Source organism: Streptomyces sp. SAI-135 (assembly GCF_029893805.1).
In the GTDB taxonomy this organism is placed as follows: domain Bacteria; phylum Actinomycetota; class Actinomycetes; order Streptomycetales; family Streptomycetaceae; genus Streptomyces.
Genome location: NZ_JARXYP010000002.1, coordinates 3424916 through 3445036, shown reverse-complemented (window position 1 = coordinate 3445036; position 20121 = coordinate 3424916). Strand labels below are relative to the sequence as shown.

Annotated in this window: 15 protein-coding genes; 1 reads left to right on the top strand and 14 read right to left on the bottom strand. The window is 72.1% G+C overall.

Annotated features, from left to right (window positions below):
• Positions 1-4 precede the first annotated feature (4 nt).
• The 7 genes from M2163_RS19975 to M2163_RS19945 all read right to left on the bottom strand — a co-directional run bounded on the left by M2163_RS19975 (position 5) and on the right by M2163_RS19945 (position 11055).
• Entirely contained in the window at positions 5-1846 is a 1842-nt protein-coding gene (locus M2163_RS19975; RefSeq protein ID WP_280894603.1) for an FHA domain-containing protein, read from the bottom strand.
• 49 nt (positions 1847-1895) lie between these two features.
• On the bottom strand, positions 1896-3242 hold the full coding sequence (locus M2163_RS19970) for a VWA domain-containing protein (RefSeq protein ID WP_280894602.1): 1347 nt from the start codon (positions 3240-3242) through the stop codon (positions 1896-1898).
• A gap of 100 nt (positions 3243-3342) precedes the next feature.
• Complete coding sequence (locus M2163_RS19965; protein ID WP_280851448.1) at positions 3343-4665, bottom strand: protein phosphatase 2C domain-containing protein; 1323 nt, start codon at positions 4663-4665, stop codon at positions 3343-3345.
• Positions 4666-7170, bottom strand: coding sequence for a serine/threonine-protein kinase (locus M2163_RS19960; protein WP_280851449.1), 2505 nt, complete (start codon positions 7168-7170; stop codon positions 4666-4668).
• Entirely contained in the window at positions 7167-8501 is a 1335-nt protein-coding gene (locus M2163_RS19955) for a hypothetical protein (RefSeq protein ID WP_280851450.1), read from the bottom strand. Before M2163_RS19955 ends, M2163_RS19960 begins: the two co-directional genes overlap by 4 nt.
• Positions 8502-8557: 56 nt before the next feature.
• On the bottom strand, positions 8558-9622 hold the full coding sequence (locus M2163_RS19950) for a glutamate ABC transporter substrate-binding protein (protein WP_280851451.1): 1065 nt from the start codon (positions 9620-9622) through the stop codon (positions 8558-8560).
• A 14-nt stretch (positions 9623-9636) separates the two neighbouring features.
• A complete protein-coding gene (locus tag M2163_RS19945; protein WP_280854196.1) occupies positions 9637-11055 on the bottom strand; it encodes a hypothetical protein in 1419 nt (472 codons plus the stop codon).
• A 250-nt stretch (positions 11056-11305) separates the two neighbouring features.
• Here M2163_RS19945 and M2163_RS19940 point away from each other — a divergent pair, with 250 nt between their 5' ends.
• Positions 11306-11896 (top strand): hypothetical protein, encoded by a 591-nt coding sequence (locus M2163_RS19940; protein ID WP_280851452.1) that lies wholly within the window; start codon positions 11306-11308, stop codon positions 11894-11896.
• Here M2163_RS19940 and M2163_RS19935 read toward each other — a convergent pair.
• The 7 genes from M2163_RS19935 to M2163_RS19905 form a co-directional block, all read right to left on the bottom strand.
• Positions 11884-12855: a BadF/BadG/BcrA/BcrD ATPase family protein gene (locus M2163_RS19935; protein WP_280851453.1), complete on the bottom strand. Its 972-nt coding sequence runs from the start codon at positions 12853-12855 to the stop codon at positions 11884-11886. The genes M2163_RS19940 and M2163_RS19935 overlap by 13 nt on opposite strands.
• Positions 12846-14111 (bottom strand): 6-phospho-beta-glucosidase, encoded by a 1266-nt coding sequence (locus tag M2163_RS19930; RefSeq protein ID WP_280851454.1) that lies wholly within the window; start codon positions 14109-14111, stop codon positions 12846-12848. Before M2163_RS19930 ends, M2163_RS19935 begins: the two co-directional genes overlap by 10 nt.
• Positions 14112-14200: 89 nt before the next feature.
• Complete coding sequence (locus M2163_RS19925) at positions 14201-15094, bottom strand: carbohydrate ABC transporter permease (RefSeq protein WP_280851455.1); 894 nt, start codon at positions 15092-15094, stop codon at positions 14201-14203.
• Between the two features lie 2 nt (positions 15095-15096).
• A complete protein-coding gene (locus M2163_RS19920; protein WP_280851457.1) occupies positions 15097-16041 on the bottom strand; it encodes a sugar ABC transporter permease in 945 nt (314 codons plus the stop codon).
• Entirely contained in the window at positions 16041-17384 is a 1344-nt protein-coding gene (locus M2163_RS19915) for an ABC transporter substrate-binding protein (RefSeq protein ID WP_280894601.1), read from the bottom strand. The genes M2163_RS19920 and M2163_RS19915 overlap by 1 nt, the downstream gene beginning before the upstream one ends.
• 52 nt (positions 17385-17436) lie before the next feature.
• Positions 17437-18630, bottom strand: a complete 1194-nt coding sequence (locus tag M2163_RS19910) for an ROK family transcriptional regulator (RefSeq protein ID WP_280851459.1) — start codon at positions 18628-18630, stop codon at positions 17437-17439.
• Positions 18631-18808: 178 nt separating this feature from the next.
• Positions 18809-19912, bottom strand: a complete 1104-nt coding sequence (locus M2163_RS19905; protein WP_280851460.1) for a mechanosensitive ion channel family protein — start codon at positions 19910-19912, stop codon at positions 18809-18811.
• Positions 19913-20121: the final 209 nt, after the last annotated feature.

Sequence of the window (20121 nt, the reverse complement as noted above, 5' to 3'; positions counted from 1 at the left end):
CTCGCTAGCCGCGGCGGATCGTGATCGTCGTCCAGGCGCCGACGTGCACCCGGTCGCCGTCCTGGAGCGGCACCGGCACGAAGGGCGTGATGGGCTCCTCGGCGCCGTTGACCGTGGTGCCGTTCGTGGAGTTCTGGTCGACGACCGCCCAGGAGCCGTCCGGCTGCTGCACCAGCACCGCGTGCTGGTGCGAGACGCCCGGGTCCTCCGGCGGCACCGACAGGTCGACGTCGGGGGTGTCACCGGTGGAGTGCCGGCGGCGGCCGATGGTGACCTGGTTGCCGGTGAGCGTGCGCTGCTGCTCGGGGGAGTACGCGGGCAGGTTCAGGCCCGCGGCCTCGGGGCCGGAGCGCTGCATCATCGCCATGAAGTACTCGCGGTCCGGGCCGATGGTCGCCGTCCAGGTCGCGGGCTGCTGCGGGAAGGACGGGCCGGCCGGCGCGGGCGGGGCCTGGGTGGAGCCGGGCTGCGGGTAGCCGTAGCCGCCGGGACCGCCCGGACCACCGGGACCGCCGCCGGGGCCTCCGGGGGCGGTGGAGGACGGCGGGGAGATGACCCAGTCGTCGGCGCCGCCGCCGAAGGGCGGACCGCCCTGGGGTCGGTTGGTCTCCTGCGGGAAGGCGGGCGGGGCGGACGCGCCCTGCGCCTGGAAGCCCTGCGGGGCCCCGCTGGTGGCACCGGGGCTGCCCGGGGGCGGCGGGACCGGGCGTGAGGGGTCCTGACCGAAGTTCGGCGGACCGCCGGGACCGCCACCGGGTGCGGAGGGGCCGCCCGGGCCGGGCCGGGACGGGTCGCCGGGGAAGCCCTGCGGACCGCCGGGGCCGGGCTGTCCGGGGCCGCCGGGTCCGCCCGGGCCGGGCTGGGTCGGAGGGCCACCGAAGCCCTGCGGGCCACCCGGCCCACCGGGACCACCGGGGCCACCGGGACCGGAAGGTCCGGGCGGGGCCTGGGTGGAACCGGGCTGGGGGTAGCCGTAACCACCGGGACTGCCGGGGCCGGGCTGTCCGGGGCCGCCGGGGCGGGAGGGATCGCCGGGGAAACCGGAGGGGCCGGGACCGCCCGGACCACCCGGTCCGCCCGGGAAACCGGAAGGGGAACCGGGTGCGCCGGGGCGCCCGGGGTCACCCGGGAAGCCCTGCTGGCCACCGGGGCCGGGCTGTCCGGGGCCGCCGGGGCGGGAGGGGTCGCCGGGAAAACCGGAGGGGCCGGGGCCGCCGGGACCACCCGGTCCGCCCGGGAAACCGGAAGGACCGGAGGAACCGGGTCCGCCGGGGCCGGACTGGCCGGGGCCGCCGGGCCGGGCCGGGTCACCCGGGAAGCCCTGCGGGCCACCGGGACCACCGGGGCCGCCGGGACCCGAGCGGCCCGAGGGCTCCGAGCCGAAGGGGATCGGTTCCGCCGGGCGGTTCACCTGGGACGGGCGCGAGCCCTGGTACTCGTACGAGTCACCGCCGCCGCCGAAGGACGGCCCGGGACCCGACTGCTGCTGGAAGTGCGAGGGCGGACCGCCGGCCGGCGGGCGCGGGGCGGCCGGGGTGTACGAGGTCGCCGTGTTCGTCAGGAAGTTCCACCGGCACTCCTCGCAGAAGGGCGCACCGCCCTCACGGGGCGTACGGCACTGCGGGCAGAGCTCCGGCTCGGGGTCCGGCACGGCGGACAGATTCGGGCGTCCACCGGGCTGGCCACCGGGACCGCCGGGACCACCGGGCGGCGGGAAGCCGTAGCCGCCTCCACCCGGACCGGGCGGCGGCGGAGGGGGCGGAGGTACGGCACCGGCCATGCGGTGACCGCAGACCTCGCACCAGTCGTCGGAACCCGACTGGTGTCCGTTCGGGCAGGTCGGCATGTCGGCGCTTCCCCCTCTCGGATCAGGGAACTTCTCCGTCGGAAACTGTCTACTTCTTTACACGAACAGTCTTTGTCGACCGGGTCTCGAGAGTCATCTCGTCGGCCTCCTCGACCTTCGCCTTCAGTCGCACAGTACCTGTCGTGGCATCGACGACGTCCACCACCTTCGAAAGCAGTTTCGTAGTATCGGCGTTCCCCGAGTCGTTCGCGAGCTGAACGGCACGGCCCAGTTTGGCCGTTGCTCCGTCGATATCACCCGCTTTGCGAAGGTCGAGACCTTGTTGGATGGCCTGTGCCAGTTCGGCCTGGCCGGTGTAGTGGGCGACCTGGGGATTGATCGACGTCGAGGCGACCATGTCGTCGGTCCACACGGCCCTGACGAGGCCCTGAGCACCCAGGTTCTGCGTGCTGCCGTCGGGCTGCGGGACCACCAGGGAGACCCGGGCGGCGAGCATCTCCTGGCCGATGTTCGCGGCCGGGACCTCGACGCAGACGTGGTAGTCACGGGACTCGTCCCCCCAGGAACCGGTGGGGTAGTCCCCGGCGCGCGGACCGGCCTCGGTGCGGCGGTCGGTGAGCTCCTCGACCGTGGGCGCGACCTGCTTGACGAACTTGATGGTGGTGCCCACCGGGGTCCACACCCGCAGGGCCACGTCGGCGACCTCCTTGCCCATGGCCGTCTCCATCATCTGCGTGAAGTCGGCGGCGAGGGCGGCCGGATCGGCCACGATGTCGGCGGTGCCGAGCAGAGCCGAGGCGATCCCTGTGACTTCTTTCACTTCCCAGTCGGTGCCCACGCCCCGGGCGTCACAGGTGAAACGTCCCGCGCAGGCGTCGAGGGAGGCCTTGAGGTCCTCCGGCGACTCGTGTTCGTTGCGTCCGTCGGTGAGCAGGATGCCGTGCCGTATGGCGACGTCCGCCGAGGACAGCAGGCGGTCGGCCAGGCGCAGCCAGGTCCCGATCGCCGTACCGCCGCCCGCGCTGAGCTTGCGCAGGGCCTGTTTGGCCTGGTCGCGGGTGGTGGCGTCGGCGACCGCGAGCCGTCCGCCGCCGGGGTAGACCTCCTTGGCCACATGGGTGCCGCCGATCACGGCGAAGTGCACGCCGTCGCGCAGGGTGTCGATCGCGGCGGCCGTGGCGTCGCGGGCGTTGCGCATCTTGGTCGGCGGGTAGTCCATCGACCCCGAGCAGTCGACCATCACCGCGACCGCCGCCGAGGGACCCTGTCCCGCCGACCAGAGGTGCGGGGCGGCGACCGCGCTGCCGATCGTGCCGCCGCCGGTCGCGGTCACCGTGACGATCGCGTTGACCTCGCGGCCGCCCTCGGGCAGGTACTCGTTCTGGTAGACGTCCATCGCGAACTGCGGCACGTTCGACTTCGAGAAATTGGCCATACCTGCTCGAATCCCCCTCATGAACCCCACAGTCGTGGGGCGACGACTGATCGCGGACCGGTCCCCTCCGGCCCGCCGAGGCTTCCCCGTTCGTGCGGCCTCAGGCCGATCCTGCCCCCTGCACGGGGGTCGGGAACGGGACGACGGCCACTGTTACGTTGTCGTGGCCCCCGCCGTCCAGGGCGTGACCGACCAGCACCCGGGCGCTGTGCAGCGGGCGGGCGGCGGCGTCGGCCGGCACGGCCTGGGCCATCTCGTCGGCCGCCTCCGCGTAGTTCCACAGGCCGTCGGTGCACACCACCACCACACCAGGGCGGTCCGGCTTGAAGGAAGCGGTGTGCGGGTCGAGTTCGTAGGCGTCCGCGCCGAGCCAGCCGGTGATCGCGTGGGCACGCTCGTCGGCGTACGCCTCGGCCTCGTTCATCAGGCCCGCGGCGACCATCTGCGCGGCCCAGGAGTCGTCCTCGGTGAGCCGGGCCGGAGGCGAACTGCGGTCCGTGGGCACCCAGTAGACGCGACTGTCGCCGACCCAGCCGACGACCAGCAGGGTCGGGGTGACGACCGAGCCGACGATCGTGCACGCCGGGGCGTTCTGGTGCGGCTGGTGCTCGCGGGCCGTGGCGGGTTCGCCGGCCAGCGAGTTGACCGCGCGGGAGGCGGCGACGATCGCCTCGTGCATGGCCTGCTGGGGGTGGGTGCCCTGCGGCAGGGCCGCCTGCAGTGACTCGGCGGCGGCCCGGGACGCGGCCAGGGAGGCGTCGTCGGGACGGGTCGCGGAGGACACGCCGTCGCAGACCACCGCGAAGGTCGCCGGTTGACCGTCGGGCAGCACGCTGGTGCCGAGGCTGAAGGCGTCCTCGTTGCGGTGGTGGCGCAGTCCGCGGTCGCTGACGGCGGCGATCGGGCCGGCCTCCTGCTCCATGTGGTCGCGCTCGCGCGGCTGGGCGTGCCCGCAGTTCTCGCAGTAGCCGTCGTCGTCGACCCGGCCGGCACGGCAGGCCACGCACACCTTGGTTCCTTCGGCAGGGGCGGCCGGTCCGGCGGCCACACGCGGGTCCGGCGCCTGCAGGGGGTACTCGTCGGGCTCCGGCGTCCGGTCGAAGCGCACGCCGGACGCGGGCGAGACCGGCGATCCGAGCACCGGCCCCGACTGGGGCGGCACCGGCGGCAGTTCGTGCTCACCCGAGGCGGAGGCCCGCAGATCGGTCGGCAGCCGGAGCTCCCCCGGCGGGTGCGGGGCCTGCGGCCAGGGGCCGTCCGGGGGCGCGCCGTTCAGGGCGATGGTCGGGCTGTCGTCCGGCCGTGCCGGGACGGCGGACAGGTCGTATCCGCACGCACCGCAGAAACGGTCGCCCGACTCGAGGGGTTCCTCGCAGCTCGGACACCTCGAAAGGGCGGTCTGCTGGGGCATCTGCGACATCAACTACACCCACGTCCGGGGGCGGTAACGGTTGGCTCGTTCCACCAGGTCGATCCTCTCCTCGCCGCCCTGCGCGAGCCGGGCCAGCGCGCGGTACGAACGCTCCAGGCCGAAGCGCAGTCCTCGCTCGTCCAGTCCGCTGCCGAGCAGTGCCCGTCCCCCGGTGGCGGGGGCGACGGAGTCCTGGCCACCGGAGAGTATCCAGTCCAGGGCCGCGCCCAGCACCTCGGCCGACAACTGCTCGCGACGCACCGGATCCAGTCCGTACGCGTCCAGCGCCTCGACCTGCCCGGCGGCGGCGGTCAGGTCGTCCAGGAAGGGTACGTCGCCCGCGGTCGCGGTGCGGCCACGCAGCCGCGCGCGCACCGCCGCCACTCTGGCGGCCGTGTAGTGGATCGAGGACTCCGGCACCGACTCCAGGGTCCGCACCGCGCCACGGCGGTCCCCGGTCGCGAGTTGCACGCGCGCGAGGCCGAACGCGGCGCTCACATAGCTGGGGTCGGTCGACCAGACCAGACGGTAGTACTCGGCGGCGTTGTCGAGCTGCCCGAGCACCTCCGCGCACAGGCCGAGGGCCAGCTTGGGGGCGGGCTCGCCCGGGAAGGCGTCGTAGATCGCGTCGAAGGCGAGCGCGGCGGCCTCGTGGTCCCCGGTCACCAGAGCGGCCACGCCCCGGTACCAGACCACCCGCCAGTCGTCGGGCCGTTCGTCCTCAAGACGCCGCAGCGCCTCGTCCGCGGTGTGCGCGTCGCCGTTCTCCAGCCAGGCCCGCACCTGCCGGAGCCGGGTCTCCGCCGACGGGGCCGGAGCGGCCGCGAGGGCGCCGAGCAGCTCGGCGGGCGCGGTGGTCATGAGCCCGGCGAGGAAACCGGCGTTGGGGTCGGAGGGGTCGACGTGCGGGACGGGCAGCGCCAGGGAGGCGACGGACGCGTCGACGTCCTTGACGAGGCCGCGGTCGGGAGGGGCGGCCCCGGCGAGGGCCGGGACGCCGGCGCCCTTGCCGCGGGCGGGCAGCAGCCGCGCTCCCCAGCGCGACACCTCCCCGTCCAGCTTGGGGAACAACTCCGTGTCGGTGACGCGGACTTCGGGGCCGAACAGGGTCGACAGGGAGGGCCTGGCGCGGCCCGTCTGCAGCGAGACGACCTCGCGCAGGACACCCGTGAGCTGTTCCGACATCTCCTGCGCGGAGGCGAAACGGCGGGCCGGGTCCGGGTCGGTCGCCCGGACCAGCAGCCGGTAGAAGGACTCGTACCGGCGGAAGACCTCGATGTGGTCGGGGTCGGGCAGCGAGTCGACGAAGACGTTGGTGTAGCCCTGGAAGTCGAAGGTCAGCACGGCCAGGGTGCGGCCGACGGTGTAGAGGTCGGAGGCGACCGAGGGGCCCACGTCGGCGACCTCGGGCGCCTGGTAGCCCACCGTGCCGTAGATGGCCGACTCCTCGTCGTCCATCCGGCGCACCGCGCCCATGTCGATCAGCTTGAGCTGGTCCTCGGTCTGGATGGCGTTGTCGACCTTGAAGTCGCAGTACAGGAGGTTGCGGCTGTGGAGATGGCCGAGCGCCTCCAGGGCCTCGATGCCGTAGGCGCACGCCTGCTCCACCGGCAGCGGGTCCCGCTTGCCGTCGGGCGAACGGCGGCCGTTGGCGATCTCCTTGAGCGACTTGCCGCCGACGTACTCCATGACGATGTAGCCGTCGAGGGAGCCGGTGCGCTGGTCGAGGTGCTCGACGAAGTTGTAGATCCGCACGATGTTGGCGTGCTCGATCTCCGCGAGGAAGCGCCGCTCGGAGATCGCCGCGGCCATCGCGTCCTGGTCGCCGGTGTCCAGGAGGCCCTTGAGGACCACCCAGCGGTCGGACACCGCGCGGTCCACGGCGAGATAGACCCAGCCGAGCCCGCCGTGCGCCAGACAGCCCGCCACCTCGTACTGGCCGTGCACGATGTCACCGGACTTCAGCTTCGGCACGAACGAGTACGGGTGGCCGCACTTGGTGCAGAAGCCCTCCGTGCGCCCGGGCCGCTCACCGCGCGAACGCCCCACGGGGGCCCCGCAGTCGGAGCGTGAGCAGAACCGCTTGCGCTCGGGCACCTCCGGGTTCTCCAGGACCATCTCGCGCGGGTCGGGCCGCGGCACCCCGGGCACCTCGACGAGGCCCGCGCCGAGCCGGCCCCGCCCGCTGGACCCGGCGGCGGAGCCGGAGCTGCGTACCGACACCGAACGGCCCGTGGACCTTCCGGAGACCGAGCGCGAGAGCCGTCCCGACACCGAGCGGCGTGACTTCGACGAGTGCGAGGACGTACGCGCGGAACCGCGGCCGGTGGAGCGCGAACCGCCGCTGCCCTGCGAGTCCGGGCCGCCGGTCGTGCCGCTGGGCACCGAGCCGCCCCCACGGCTCCCCGCGACGACCGGCGCGAGGCCGCAGGTGTCGCAGTACAGCTCGCCGCCGCCCATGTCCTCGTAGCTGCCCTCGCAGCCCGGCCGCTGGCAGGGCTGCTGTTCCTGACTCATGACGACGACTCCCCCCTACGGTCTTCGGGACCGCTCTGCTGCGACACCCGCGGGGCGCCCAGCAGTTCGGCGGCCGCGTGCTGGTAGCGCAGCACGGCCTGTTCGGCGACCCTGAGGTCGCAGGGCGCGCTCCACAGCATCCGCCGGGCCGCGTCGTACCGCTCGATCAGGAACGGGTCCTCGGCCAGGCCGTGCCGGGCGACCTTCGCCTTGTACGCGTCGAGCCGGCCGCGCAGCTCGGCGCGGACCGCGAGCGGCGCGGTGACCGCGGTCAGCGACTCGCGGGCGCGCAGCAGTTCGTCCTCCGCCTTCTGCTCCAGGGACTCCAGGAGCGGGGACAGCCGGTGCCACTGGCCGTGTCTGCGGTACTCGGCGGCCGTCGCCAGCTGCTCCTGCAGCACGGTCGGCGGTCCGCTGACCACCGGCACCTCCGTGGCCGCGATCTTCGCGAGGACCTCGCCGCGCGCGATACGGGCCTCGGCGAGCGTGCGGTCCGCGCGCGAGAGCACGTCCCGCAGCTTGACCAGCCGGGCCTCGGCGTCCTGCCGGACCGTGAGCACGGCGTCGATCTCCCGGCGCACGTCCTCCAGGGCCCGCGCCTCCCGGTCGTAGGCCGTGGTGTCCGGCCTGCCGCCGCCGGGGGCCGAACTGCCCTGCGCGCGCTGCCAGAAGGCGAGCGGGTCGGAGATCACCCGCTCGCGCAGTGACGTGAGGGTGCGGGTGATGCGCTCCAGGTCGTCCCCGGCCGGGTGTTCCCCGGGGCGTACGCCGACGGAGTGCGCGAGCTGGCGGGTGCGCTGGAGTTCGGCGGACAGGAGGTCTATCCGCGCGGGCAGCGCCGACCAGACCGCGTCGGCGGCGACGACCATGTCCAGGCTCGTGGCGTACAGCTCGTTCATCCGCTCCACGAGCGTCACCAGCGAGAACCGCTCGCTGAGCTTGCCCGGACTGCCGTGCAGGGTGGGCGCGTTGGCGGTGGCGGTGGCCGAGCCCGCGACCGTGACCGACTCCCCGCGCAGCAGCTCGGTCAGCTCCACCAGGTCCTCGCGGCTGGACCAGCGGCGCCGGGAGCGGATCTCGCGGGCCGAGCGCAGCGCGTCCGTGTACGCGTCGAAGTACGCCCACAGCAGGGTGATCGACGCGTCGGCGGACTCCCAGCGCTCCTTGGTGACCCCGGTGAGCTCGGCGCCTTCGAGGAGCCTGCGGCCCGCGTGGTCCTGCAGGGCGAGGAGCGAGGTCTCGATCGCCTCGTGCTCCGCGCCGAGCCGCGCCAGCGCACGGTCCACCTCGTCCCGGTCCATCACCGGCCCGGGGGGTCCCGTGACGCCCATCGATCACCTCTCGCTGCTGAAGGGTTGCTCAGTGGATGTTGGTCTTGGCCGGTCCGTCAGCTCGTGCGCAGGTACTTCGGTGGCGGCGGTTCCGACTTCGCCGAGTTCTTGTCCAGTGTGGCGGACAGCCACCTGTCGTACGACGCCTGCCAGCCGTTCGTGTCGTCCTTGCGGTAGTCCACCAGGATCTGGTTGACCCGGCGTACCAGATCGTCGGCGTCGCTCTTCATCGCCACGCCGTAGTACTCGGTGGTGAAGGGGGAGCCCTTCAGTTCGACCGTGGGGTCCTGGGCGGCCTGACTGGCGGCGAGCGCCCCGTCGGTGACCACGGCGTCGACCTCGCCGAGCTGGAGCCTGACCAGGCAGTCGAGCTGGTTGGGCACCGTGGTGCGGATGTCGGCGGAGGCGACGAGATCCCCGGCCTTCTTGTCGTCCTCCAGCTTGCTGAAGGCGGTCGAACCCTCCGCCGTGCAGATCCTCTTGTGCGCCAGCGTGCCGTCGTAGCCCTCGATGTCCGAGGACTTGGGGGCGAGGACCTGCTGCCCCGTCTTGAAGTACGGTGCGGAGAACGCCACTTGGCCGACACGCGTGCAGTTGATCGTCATCGTGCGGACGACCATGTCGACCCGGCCGTTCTGTATGGCAGGGATGCGCTGGTTGGTGGGGATGGCCTTGAACTGCACCGCGTTGGCGTCGCCGAGGATGTCCTGGGCGATCCGGTGCACCAGGTCGATGTCGAAGCCCTCCAGGTCGGCGTTCTCCCCGCCGTTGGGGTTGCGGTAACCCCAGCGGTAGCTGTTCTGGTCGACGCCGACGATCAGCTTGCGCTTCTCGCCCTCGCGGGCCTTGATCCTGTCGATGGTCGGGCCGTCCGCGCCCGACGGGGACAGAGTCTGCTCCTCCGGGTGCGCCTTGATCGCGGGATCGAGACAGGGGTCGTCCGCCGCGGCCTGCTCGGCACGGGTCAGCCCCGGGCCGCCGCTGCCCGTGCTGCCGTCGCCGGGTGGCCGGGCCAGCGGCAGCAGCAGGGCGAAAGCGAACACCAGGACACAGACGGCGGCCATCGCCCCCACCCCGCCCCAGCCCCTGAGACCGGCCCGCACCCGTCCACGCATCCGCATCGTCCCGCCCCCTCTCACCGGTACTCCGACAGCCTGCGGCCGATGCCGAGGACCGCGCCCGCGGCGCCCAGCACGGCCAGTACGGCGGCACCCACCGAAAGCCCCGTCATCGCGTCCAGACCGTCACCGGCCGACTGCCGGAACTCGGACTCCTCGTGGGTCAGGGCGAGGGAGAGGTTGTGGTCGACGCTGTCGAAGCACTCGCCCGTCGCGCCCTTGCCGCCGATCACCCGGTTCAGCGCCGCCTGGTAGTTGCCGAAGTCGTCCTGCTCGCGGGCCGCGGCGTGACGCTCCTTCCACACCTTCATGTTGCCCTGGGCCGCGGTCACCGGCTTCTCGCCCTTGTCGTCGTCGGCGAGCCCCGACGCCTGGGCCAGTCCCTTGCCGAGCGCGTCCATGTCCTGGTCGAAGTCGTGGTCGTAGGCGTCGAGGGTGACCTTCTCGCCGGTCCTGCCGTCCGTGACCGTGACGGTCTCCGCGCCGCGCGCCACCAGCGTGAGGTTCTCGTTGCCGCGCGCCTTCAGGGAGGCGATGCGGGCGTCGTGCAGCACGTTGAGCGAGCGGACGCCGTGGTCGTAGGAGTCGTTCAGGCCCGCGCGCGCCACGGTGTGGCCGACGACGAGCCACAGCAGCACCACGGTCGCCGTCGCGGTGGCCGCGACCAGGCCGTGGTTGAGGACCCGGTTGGTGCGCCGGTAGTTGCGGTGCTGTGCCCAGGCCAGTGCGGCGAGCGCCAGGACGCCGAGGCCGATCGCGGCCCACGGGTAGGGCGTGGCGTCGGCGTAGTCGGCGCGCAGCCGCTGGTTCTCGCTCGTGTAGAGGTTCTGCGCCTTCGGGAGCATCTCCTCCTGCATCTTCTCGTTGGCGTACCGCAGGTACGCCCCGCCGACCGGGAAGCCCTGGCGGTTGTACGTACGGGCCTGCTCCACCAGGCCCTTGTACTCCGGCAGCAGGGTGTTCAGCTCGGCCACCGTCTTCGCGGCGGGCGAGTCCGGGTCGGAGTTCGAGGCGGCCCTGACCAGGCCGGCGGCGGCCCGGTCGATGTCGTCCTCGTACCGCTTGCGGGAGTCGGCCGACTCCTGACCGCCGGCGAGGAAGCCGCTGGAGGCCGTGGTGTTGGCGTCGGCCAGGTACAGGTAGATGTCGGCGGCGGCGCTGCTGAGCGGCTGGCTCTTGTGCAGCACGTCGTCCGCGGCGCCGGCCCGTTCCTCGCTCTGCCAGGCGGTCACCGCGCCGAAGAGCACCACGAGCAGGGCGAGCGCCGCGCCGATGATGCGCAGCCTGCCCGGCTCGGTGGTGGCGGCCGCGCGCACCTGGTCGAAACCCTCGGCGAAGGCGGTACGACGGGCGGGCGCCGGGTCCGGCGCGGGGGCGGGCGGGGGCGCCTGCGGGGCCGGGGCCGAGGGGCCAGGCTGTGGCGGTACGGCCGGCATCGTGGGCACCCCGGAACCCGGTGGTGCCGCACTGCTCTTCGGCGGATGTGTCACCGCTTGACCTCCCCCATGGTCACCCCTCGCCGCAAGTATCGCTGCCGCGACCGACATCCGCACCGGGCTTGGCTGGATCTTGATCGGATCGCAGCGGATCGACCGTCGGCGGCTGAGCGTTCCGCACCACCCCTTGCCCATGAATACGCCGCCGGAATCGGTTCGGTTCCCCCCGGGGGCGCGTAGGGTCGGCGTCGTGCGCGGGGTACGTGTGGTGATGATCGGCGGAACATCCAATACCGGCAAGTCCACGGTGGCCGGGGCGGTCGCGGAGCGGCTCGGCTTCGCGCACCGTTCGACGGACCTGCTGGCCAGACACCCGGGACGGCCCTGGCGTACGCCGGAGCGGGAGGTGCCGGCGCATGTGGCCGAGCACTACGCGACGCTCGGCGTCGACGAGTTGACCGCCTCGGTCCTCGCCCACTACGAGCGGCTGTGGCCCCGCATCGAGGCGTTGGTCGGGGCGCACGCCACCGGACCGGGCCTGGTCCTGGAGGGCTCCGCCCTGTGGCCGGAACGGGTCGCCGCGCTGGGGGCCCCGCACACGGCCGCCGTGTGGCTCACCGCCGGCGAGGACGTCGTACGCGCCCGGATCCGCGCGGGCGGGCGCTACGACGAGGCGTCGGCGGACGAGCGCGCGCTGATGGACAAGTTCCTGGCCCGGAGCATGCGCTACCAGGAGCTCATGGTGGAGGCGGTCGACCGGCTGGGGCTGCCCCGCGTCGACGTCGAGGACGGCATGTCCGTCCCCGACGTGGCCGACGCGGTGCTCGCTCAGGCCTCGTAGTACGCCCGCACCCTCGCCTGCACCTCCGCGGACGCCCCGGCCCGGTCCAGGCCGAGGAGCGCGGCGCCCAGGACCGGACTCGCCGTCACCACCCGGGGCACCGCCTTGGGGGCGCGGGCCGCCAGGAGTTCCCGCACCCCGTCGTCCAGTTGGGGGTGCCGGGCGGCCAGGACGCTGCCGCCGAGCAGGACCGGCGTCTCCTCGTCGAGGAGGTCGAGGCGGGTCAGCGCCACCGTCGCCATGGACACCACCTCGTCGGCCAGCCGGTCGACGAGCGAGCGGGCCACCGGGTCGCCGGCGGCGGCCGCGGCGAACAGCACGGGGGTCAGTTCGTGGCGGCGGTCGGGGGCGATCTCCCCCAGGTGCAGGGCCTCGACGAGGGCGTACATCGACGGCAGCCCGAAGTGAGCGGGCAGCACGCGCGCGAGCTCGGTGTCGACACCCCGCCCGTCCTCCGCACGGGCGGCATGCCACAGGGCCTCCTCCGCGAGGCCCCAGCCGCCGCCCCAGTCCCCGGAGATCCGGCCGAGCGCCGGGAAGCGCGCGGTACGGCCGTCGGGCCGCATGCCGACGCAGTTGATGCCCGCCCCGCACACCACGGCGACCCCGCGCGGCTCGGCGGCCCCGGCCCGCAGGATCGCGAAGGTGTCGTTGCGGACCTCCACGTCCGCGCCCCACGCGCGCGCGTGCAGCGCCGCCGCCAACTGCTGTTCCTCCACCGGGAAGTCGGCGTTGGCGAGACAGGCCGAGACATGCTCGACCGCGCTCACTCCGGCCGCGGCGAAGGCCCGCCCGACCGCGTCGGCGACGACGTCCACGGCCTTCTCGACGCCCACCACCGGGGGGCGGAACCCGCCGCCGCGGGCCGTGGCGAGGACGCTTCCGTCGGCCGCCACGACCGCGACGTCGGTCTTGCTGTTGCCCGCGTCGACGGCGAGGACGCATGCGGTCAGGCCCACGCGAGATGCTCCCGGTTGTGTGCGATCAGTCGGTCGGTGAGTCCCTCGGCGTACGCGTACTGGCCGACGAGGGGGTGGGCGAGGAGCGCCTTGAAGACCCGGCCCCGGCCCCCGCGCAGGGCGGCCGTCAGTGCCAGGTCCTCGTACGCGGTGACGTTGGCCATCAGCCCCGCGAACAGCGGGTCCACGGCCGGAACCGCCAGCGGGGTCGGTCCCTTCGGGCCCACCGCCGCCTGCACCTCGATCACCGCGTCGTCGGGCAGGAACGGCAGCGTGCCCCGGTTGAGGGTGTTGACCACCTGGTAGGGGCTGCCGCCCCCGCCGAGCAGTCCGGCGGCCAGGTCCACCGCCGCCTCCGAGTAGTAGGCGCCGCCCCGCTTGGCGAGCAGCTCCGGTTTCTCGTCCAGGGCCGGGTCGCCGTACATCCGCAGCAACTGCTCCTCCATCGCCGCGACTTCGGCGGCCCGGGACGGCTTGGTGCCCAGTTCCCGTACGACCTCGTCGTGCGCGTAGAAGTAGCGCAGGTAGTACGACGGGACCACACCGAGCCGGTCGAGGAGCGTGCGCGGCAGGTGCAGGTCGCCGGCGATCGCCTCGCCGTGCTCGCCGAGCAGCTTGGGCAGCACGTCCTCGCCCTCGGGGCCGCCGAGCCGTACGCCGGTCTCCCAGGTGAGGTGGTTGAGGCCGACGTGGTCGAGGTGGACGTCGGAGGGGGTGAGGCCGAGCAGGCCCGCGAACTTCCGCTGGAAGCCGATCGCCACGTTGCACAGCCCGACCGCCTTGTGCCCGGCCTGGAGCAGCGCGCGGGTGACGATTCCGACGGGGTTGGTGAAGTCGATGATCCAGGCGTCCGGGTTGGTCCTGCGGACGCGTTCGGCGATGTCGAGGACGACCGGGACCGTGCGCAGCGCCTTGGCGAGGCCGCCCGCGCCGGTGGTCTCCTGGCCGACGCAGCCGCACTCCAGGGGCCAGGTCTCGTCCTGTTGCCGGGCCGCCTGGCCGCCGACGCGGAGCTGAAGGAGCACGGCGTCGGCGCCGTCCACGCCCGCGTCCAGGTCGGACGTGGTGACGATACGGCCGTCATGGCCCTGCCGGGCGAAGATGCGCCGGGCGAGCCCGCCCACCAGCTCCAGGCGCTCGGCGGCCGGGTCGACCAGGACGAGTTCCTCGACGGGCAGGGTGTCGCGCAGGCGGGCGAAACCGTCGATGAGTTCGGGGGTGTAGGTCGAGCCTCCGCCGACCACGGTGAGTTTCACTGAAGGTTGCCTCGCTTCCGGGCGTGGGGAGCGGTGATCATCGGCCGGGGGTCCGGGGGTTGCCCCCCGGGGAGATGCCGCATACGTCCTTAACCCTTCACTCCGGTCAGCGTGACGCCCTCGACGAACGCCTTCTGCGCGAAGAAGAACACGAGGATCACGGGGGCCATGACCAGCACGGTCGCGGCCATGGTGAGGTTCCAGTCGGTGTGGTGCATGCCCTTGAAGGACTCCAGGCCGTAGCTCAGTGTCCAGGCGTTCTGGTTCTCCGAGGCGTAGATCTGCGGGCCGAAGTAGTCGTTCCAGGCGTAGAAGAACTGGAAGAGCGCGACGGCCGCGATGCCGGGCTTGGCCATGGGGACGACGACCTTCAGCAGGGTGCGCAGATCGCCGCAGCCGTCGACCTTGGCCGCGTCCACGTACTCGTTCGGGATCGTCATCAGGAACTGCCGGAGCAGGAAGATCGAGAACGCGTCCCCGAACGCCATCGGGATGATCAGCGGCCACAGTGTGCCCGACAGACCGAGCTGCTTCGCCCAGAAGAGGTACATCGGGATGATGACGACCTGGGGCGGCAGCATCATCATCGAGATCACCAGCATCAGGGACAGGTTGCGGCCCCGGAAGCGGAACTTGGCGAGCGCGTACGCCACCGGGACCGACGACACGACCGTGAGGACCGTTCCCAGTCCCGCGTAGATCAGCGTGTTGCGCCACCAGGTCAGGAAGCCCGGGGTGTCGAGGACCCGTCGGTAGTTGCCCCACTCCCAGGTGTGCGGGATCAGATCGCGGCTGAGGGCCTGGCTGTCGCTCATCAGCGAGGTCAGGAACACGAACACGAAGGGCAGCGTGAAGAAGAGCGCGGCGGCGATGCCGAGCGAGTGGACCGCCACCCACTCCAGCAGGGCCCGGCGCCGGGCGGTGCGCTCGGCGGGCGAGGCCGGGGTCTTCAACTCCACCGGCCGGTCCAGTACTTGGGTCATGGTCAGTCACCTGCCTGGAGGAGACCGCCCCGGCGCCGCATCAGGAACGCGGTGAACACCATCGACAGGGCGAAGAGGACGAGGGCGACGACACACGCGGAGCCGTAGTCGAAGCGCTGGAAGCCGAGGTTGTAGACGAGCTGGGGGAGGGTCAGCGTGGACTTCTCCGGATAGCCGGGCTCGAACTGGGTGCCCGCGCCCTGGATCACCCCCGAGGCGACCTTCCCCGCGATCAACGGCTGTGTGTAGTACTGCATGGTCTGGATCACGCCGGTGACGACCGCGAACATCACGATCGGCGAGATGTTGGGCAGGGTGACGAACCGGAACCGCTGCCAGGCCGACGCCCCGTCCAGCTCGGCCGCCTCGTACTGCTCCTGCGGCACGTCGAGCAGCGCGGCCATGAAGATGACCATCAGGTCGCCGATGCCCCACAGGGCGAGCAGGGTGAGGGCCGGCTTGGACCAGGTGGGGTCGTTGAACCAGCCGGGGGCCGGGATGCCGGCCTTCTCCAGGATCGAGTTGACCGGGCCCGTACCGGGGTTGAGCAGGAAGGCGAAGGCCATGGTGGCGGCCACCGGCGGAGCCAGGTACGGCAGGTAGAAGAGCGTCCGGAAGACACCCGTCCCCGTCTTGATCTTCGTGATGAGCAGGCCGACACCGAGTCCGAAGACGACCCGGAGGGACACCATCACCACGACCAGCCACAGGGTGTTGCGCAGGGCCGGCCAGAAGAAGGGGTAGTGCTCGAAGACGTAGGTCCAGTTCTTCGTCCCGCTCCAGGTCGGCGGCCTGAAGCCGTCGTAGTGCATGAACGAGAAGTAGACCGTGGAGATCAGCGGATAGGCGAAGAAGACCGAGAAGCCGATCAGCCAGGGGGACATGAAGGCGAGGGTCCGCAGCGCCGACCTGCGGCGCTTCGAGGCGAGCGTGATCGTCGCGGCCATCACTTCGCCTGCGCGATGTCCGTGTCGATCTGCTCGGCCGCGGCGGCGAGGCCCTTCTTCAGGTCGGTGACCTTGCCGCTCTCGTAGGCGTAGCCGAGGTCCTGGACGGTGGTCAGGTAGACACCGCCGTTGATCGAGGACGGGGCGGTCGTCGAGTGCGGGTTCGCCGCGATGTCGAGGAAGGTCTTGAAGCGCGGGTCGTACTTCAGCTTCGGCGACTTGAGTGCGGCCAGCGTGGACGGCACGTTGTGGATGTCGTTCGAGAAGCCGACGACCGCGTCCGTGTCCGTGGTGATGTACTTCAGGAACTCCCAGGCCGCGTTCTGCTTGGTGCTGTTGGCGGCGATGCCGGCGATGGTGCCGGTGATGTATCCCTTGCCGTACTGGTCGGCCTGGTCGTCGGGGACCGGCAGCGGGGCCACGCCGATCTCGAAGTCCGGCTTGGCGTCCAGGGCCATGCCGAGGCGCCACTCGCCGTCGAGCTGCATGGCGACCTGGCCGGTCTGGAAGGGGTGCTTGGGGCCCCACTCGTCGCCGAGGCCCGCGCGGTACTTCTCCAGCTTCCGGTAGCCGCCGAGCTCGTCGACGAGTTTCTTCTGGACGGTGAAGGCGGCGGTGACGGCCGGGTCGGTGGCGATCGTGGACTTGCCCGAGGTGTCGAAGTAGGTGGGCGAGAACTGGCCCAGGTAGTGCTCGGTCGTGGTCTCCCAGCCGTGGTAGTTCGGCATGAACCCGAGCTGCCTGTACGAGTCGCCCTGGGCGATCGTCAGCTTCTTGGCGTCCTTCTCGAACTCGGACCACGTCTTGGGCGGGCTCGTGATCCCGGCCTTCTCGAACGCGGTCTTGTTGTAGTAGAGCCCGTACGCGTCGCCCAGCAGCGGCACGGCACAGCGGTCGCCGTCGAACTGCGTGTACTCGTTCATCGCGGCCGGGAAGGTCTTCGCCGGGTCGATGTCCGACTTCTCGAAGAACGGGTTCAGGTCGACCAGCGCGCCCGAGGAGCAGAACTTGCCCACGTTGTTGGTGGTGAACGACGAGATGACGTCCGGGGCCTTGCCGCCGCCCGTGCGCAGCGCCTGGTTGATCTTGTCGTCGGTCATGTTGCCGACGACGTTGACGTGGATGTTGGGGTGCGCCTTCTCGAAGCCGGCGACCAGGCTCTTCACGGCCTTCACCTCGGAGTCCGCGCTCCAGGCGTGCCAGAAGTTGACGGTCGTCTCCTTGGAGGCGTCGTCGTCGGCGCCGGAGGAGGACTGGCCGGTACAGGCGGTGGTGACGAGCACCGCGGACACGGTCAGGGCAAAGGCCGCTTTTCGGGCGGCTGAGGGTACGGCTGTGCGCATGACGGGGTCTCCCAGGGACGGGCGGTGAGTGAGGTGTGGGGGAGTACGGGGGTCAGCGCGAGGTGTCGAAGACCTCGTCGCGGGTGGCCGCCAGCGCGCTCTCCAGGGCGCCGCGCAGCACGGGGTGTTCACGGACGGCGCCGACGACCAGCCGGGGCCGGGAGGCTGCCAGTTCCTCCAGCTCGGCCTGGACGAGGGCGCGCAGGGTGTCGCCGCCGGCGGTGAGCGAGGCACCGCTGAGGACGACGAGTTCGGGGTCGAGGACGGAGACGAGGGAGGCGAGACCGGTGGCCAGCCGGGTGGCGTAGGTCTCCAGGAGCAGCCTGTTCAGGACGGTGTCCTCGGTGGCGGCCCGCTCGACGAGGGCGGCGGCGACCTCGGCGTACGGCCCCGAGGGGATGTCCGTCATGCCGAGCTCGCGGGCGAGCTGGGGGATGGCCTGGGAACCGGCGAGTTCCTGGTAGCCACCACTGTTGGCCCTGGTCACCTGTCGGACCAGGGGCGCTCCGGGAACCGGCAGGAAACCCACCTCTCCCGCGCCGCCGGTCCAGCCGCGGTGCAGCCGGCCGCCGAGGACCAGGGCGGCACCGAGACCGCCCTCGTTCCACAGCAGCACGAAGTCCTCGTGGCCGCGGGCGGCGCCGAGCCGCTGCTCGGCCACGGCGACGAGGTTGACGTCGTTCTCGTACTCGACCGGCATCGGCAGGGCGGCGGCGAGTTCGTCGAGGAGGGTCGGGGTGTGCCAGCCGGGGAGGTGGGAGGCGTAGCGCAGCCGGCCCGTGCCCGGGTCGAAGGCGCCCGGGGTGCCGATGACGAGCCGGTGGACGTCGCCGCGGGCCAGCCCCGCCGCCTTCACCGCGCCGTCGAGGGCCTCGGTGACCTGCTGCACGACGGGCTGGGCGGGTCGCCTTCCCGGGGTCGGCAGTTCGAAGGAGCCCACCTCGCGGCCGGTGATGTCGGCGACCGCGGCGAGGATGCGCTCGGGGGTGACGTCGAGCCCGGCGGCGTAGGCGGCGGTCGGGTCGACCTCGTAGAGCTGGGCGTTGGGTCCCGGCCTGCCCTCGCTGGTACCGGTGGCGAGGACGAGCCCCGACGCCTCGAGGCGGGCCAGGAGCTGGGACGCGGTCGGCTTGGAGAGGCCGGTGAGCTTGCCGATCCGCGTACGGGAGAGGGGGCCGTGCTCCAGCAGGAGGTCGAGCGCGGCACGGTCGTTCATGGCGCGGAGTGTGCGTGGTGTGCCTGCCATGGGTGCCCCTCTCCGTGACTGCCGGACGACTGTACTGTCCGGAGACTGTTAGGAAGGTTTCCTATCGGATGCAGGGAACTTAGGTCCGGCCCACCTGTCCGTCAAGAGGGGAAAGACAAAACGCCCCCGCAGGCAACGGAGTCGTTACCTGCGGGGGCGGTCGCGCGGGAGGCGCGGGCTACTTCGGCGCGGGGCGCTGGACCGGGGCCGACACCAGGGGGGAGGCCGCTGCCGACTGCGGGGACTCGGAGTTGGCGAAGACGGAGGGGGCCGCCACCGCCGCGGCCGGGTCGGTGGCCTCCTCGTCGGCGGGGACGGTCGCGCCGCCCACGATGCGGATGTCCGCCGCGTCGAAGGCGCGCTTGATCCGCCAGCGCAGCTCGCGCTCGACCGTGAGGGACTTGCCCGGCATCGTCTTGGCGGAGACCCGCACGACCATGGAGTCCAGCAGCACGCTGTCCAGGCCGAGGACCTCGATCGGGCTCCACAGGAGCTCGTTCCAGGGCTCCTCCTTGCTCATCTTCTCGGCGACCTCGGCCAGGACCCGCTTGACCTTGTCGAGGTCCTCGGAGGCCCGCACGGTCACGTCCACGCCGGCCGTCGCCCAGCCCTGGGAGAGGTTGCCGATCCGCTTGACCTCGCCGTTGCGGACGTACCAGATCTCGCCGCTGTCGCCGCGCAGCTTGGTCACCCGCAGGCCCACCTCGATGACCTCGCCGGAGGCCACGCCCGCGTCGATGGTGTCGCCGACGCCGTACTGGTCCTCCAGGATCATGAAGACGCCGGAGAGGAAGTCCGTGACGAGGTTGCGGGCGCCGAAACCGATCGCCACACCCGCGACACCGGCCGACGCGAGCAGCGGGGCGAGGTTGATCTCGAAGGCGCCCAGGACCATCAGGGCGGCGGTGCCCATGATGATGAAGCTCGCCACCGAGCGCAGCACCGACCCTATGGCCTGCGAGCGCTGGCGGCGGCGCTCGTTGTTGACGAGCAGACCGCCGATCGCCGTGCCGTCGACGGCCTGGGCGGTGCGGTTCATCCGGTCTATGAGCTTGGTGATGGCCCGCCGCACGACCATTCTCAGCACGGCGGCGATCACCAGGATCAGCAGGACCCGCAGACCGATCGCCAGCCAGGTCGACCAGTTCTGCTCCACCCAGCTCGCGGCGTTCGTCGCGCTCTCCTGGGCGTCCTGGAGACTCGGCACGGCCGGCGTCGAGGTGTCCGAGGGGGACGGCGACGGCGACGGACTCGCGGCCAGTAGGACGGCGGACAAGGACACGGCAGGTACCTCCAGGTGCTGCGTCCGCCTTCCGGTGCGGCGGTCAAGGTCACGAAAAGGTCACCGGAAAGGCAGGCTCACCACACTAACGGTGCATCGTGTGTGGATCGTTGCAATGTTCGGGGGAGAGACGGCTCTCACCTGGGGATGAAGAAGGGTGTGGTCGAAAACACTCCCAGCCCGTTACCGGGACATGGTGGCGTTTCTCC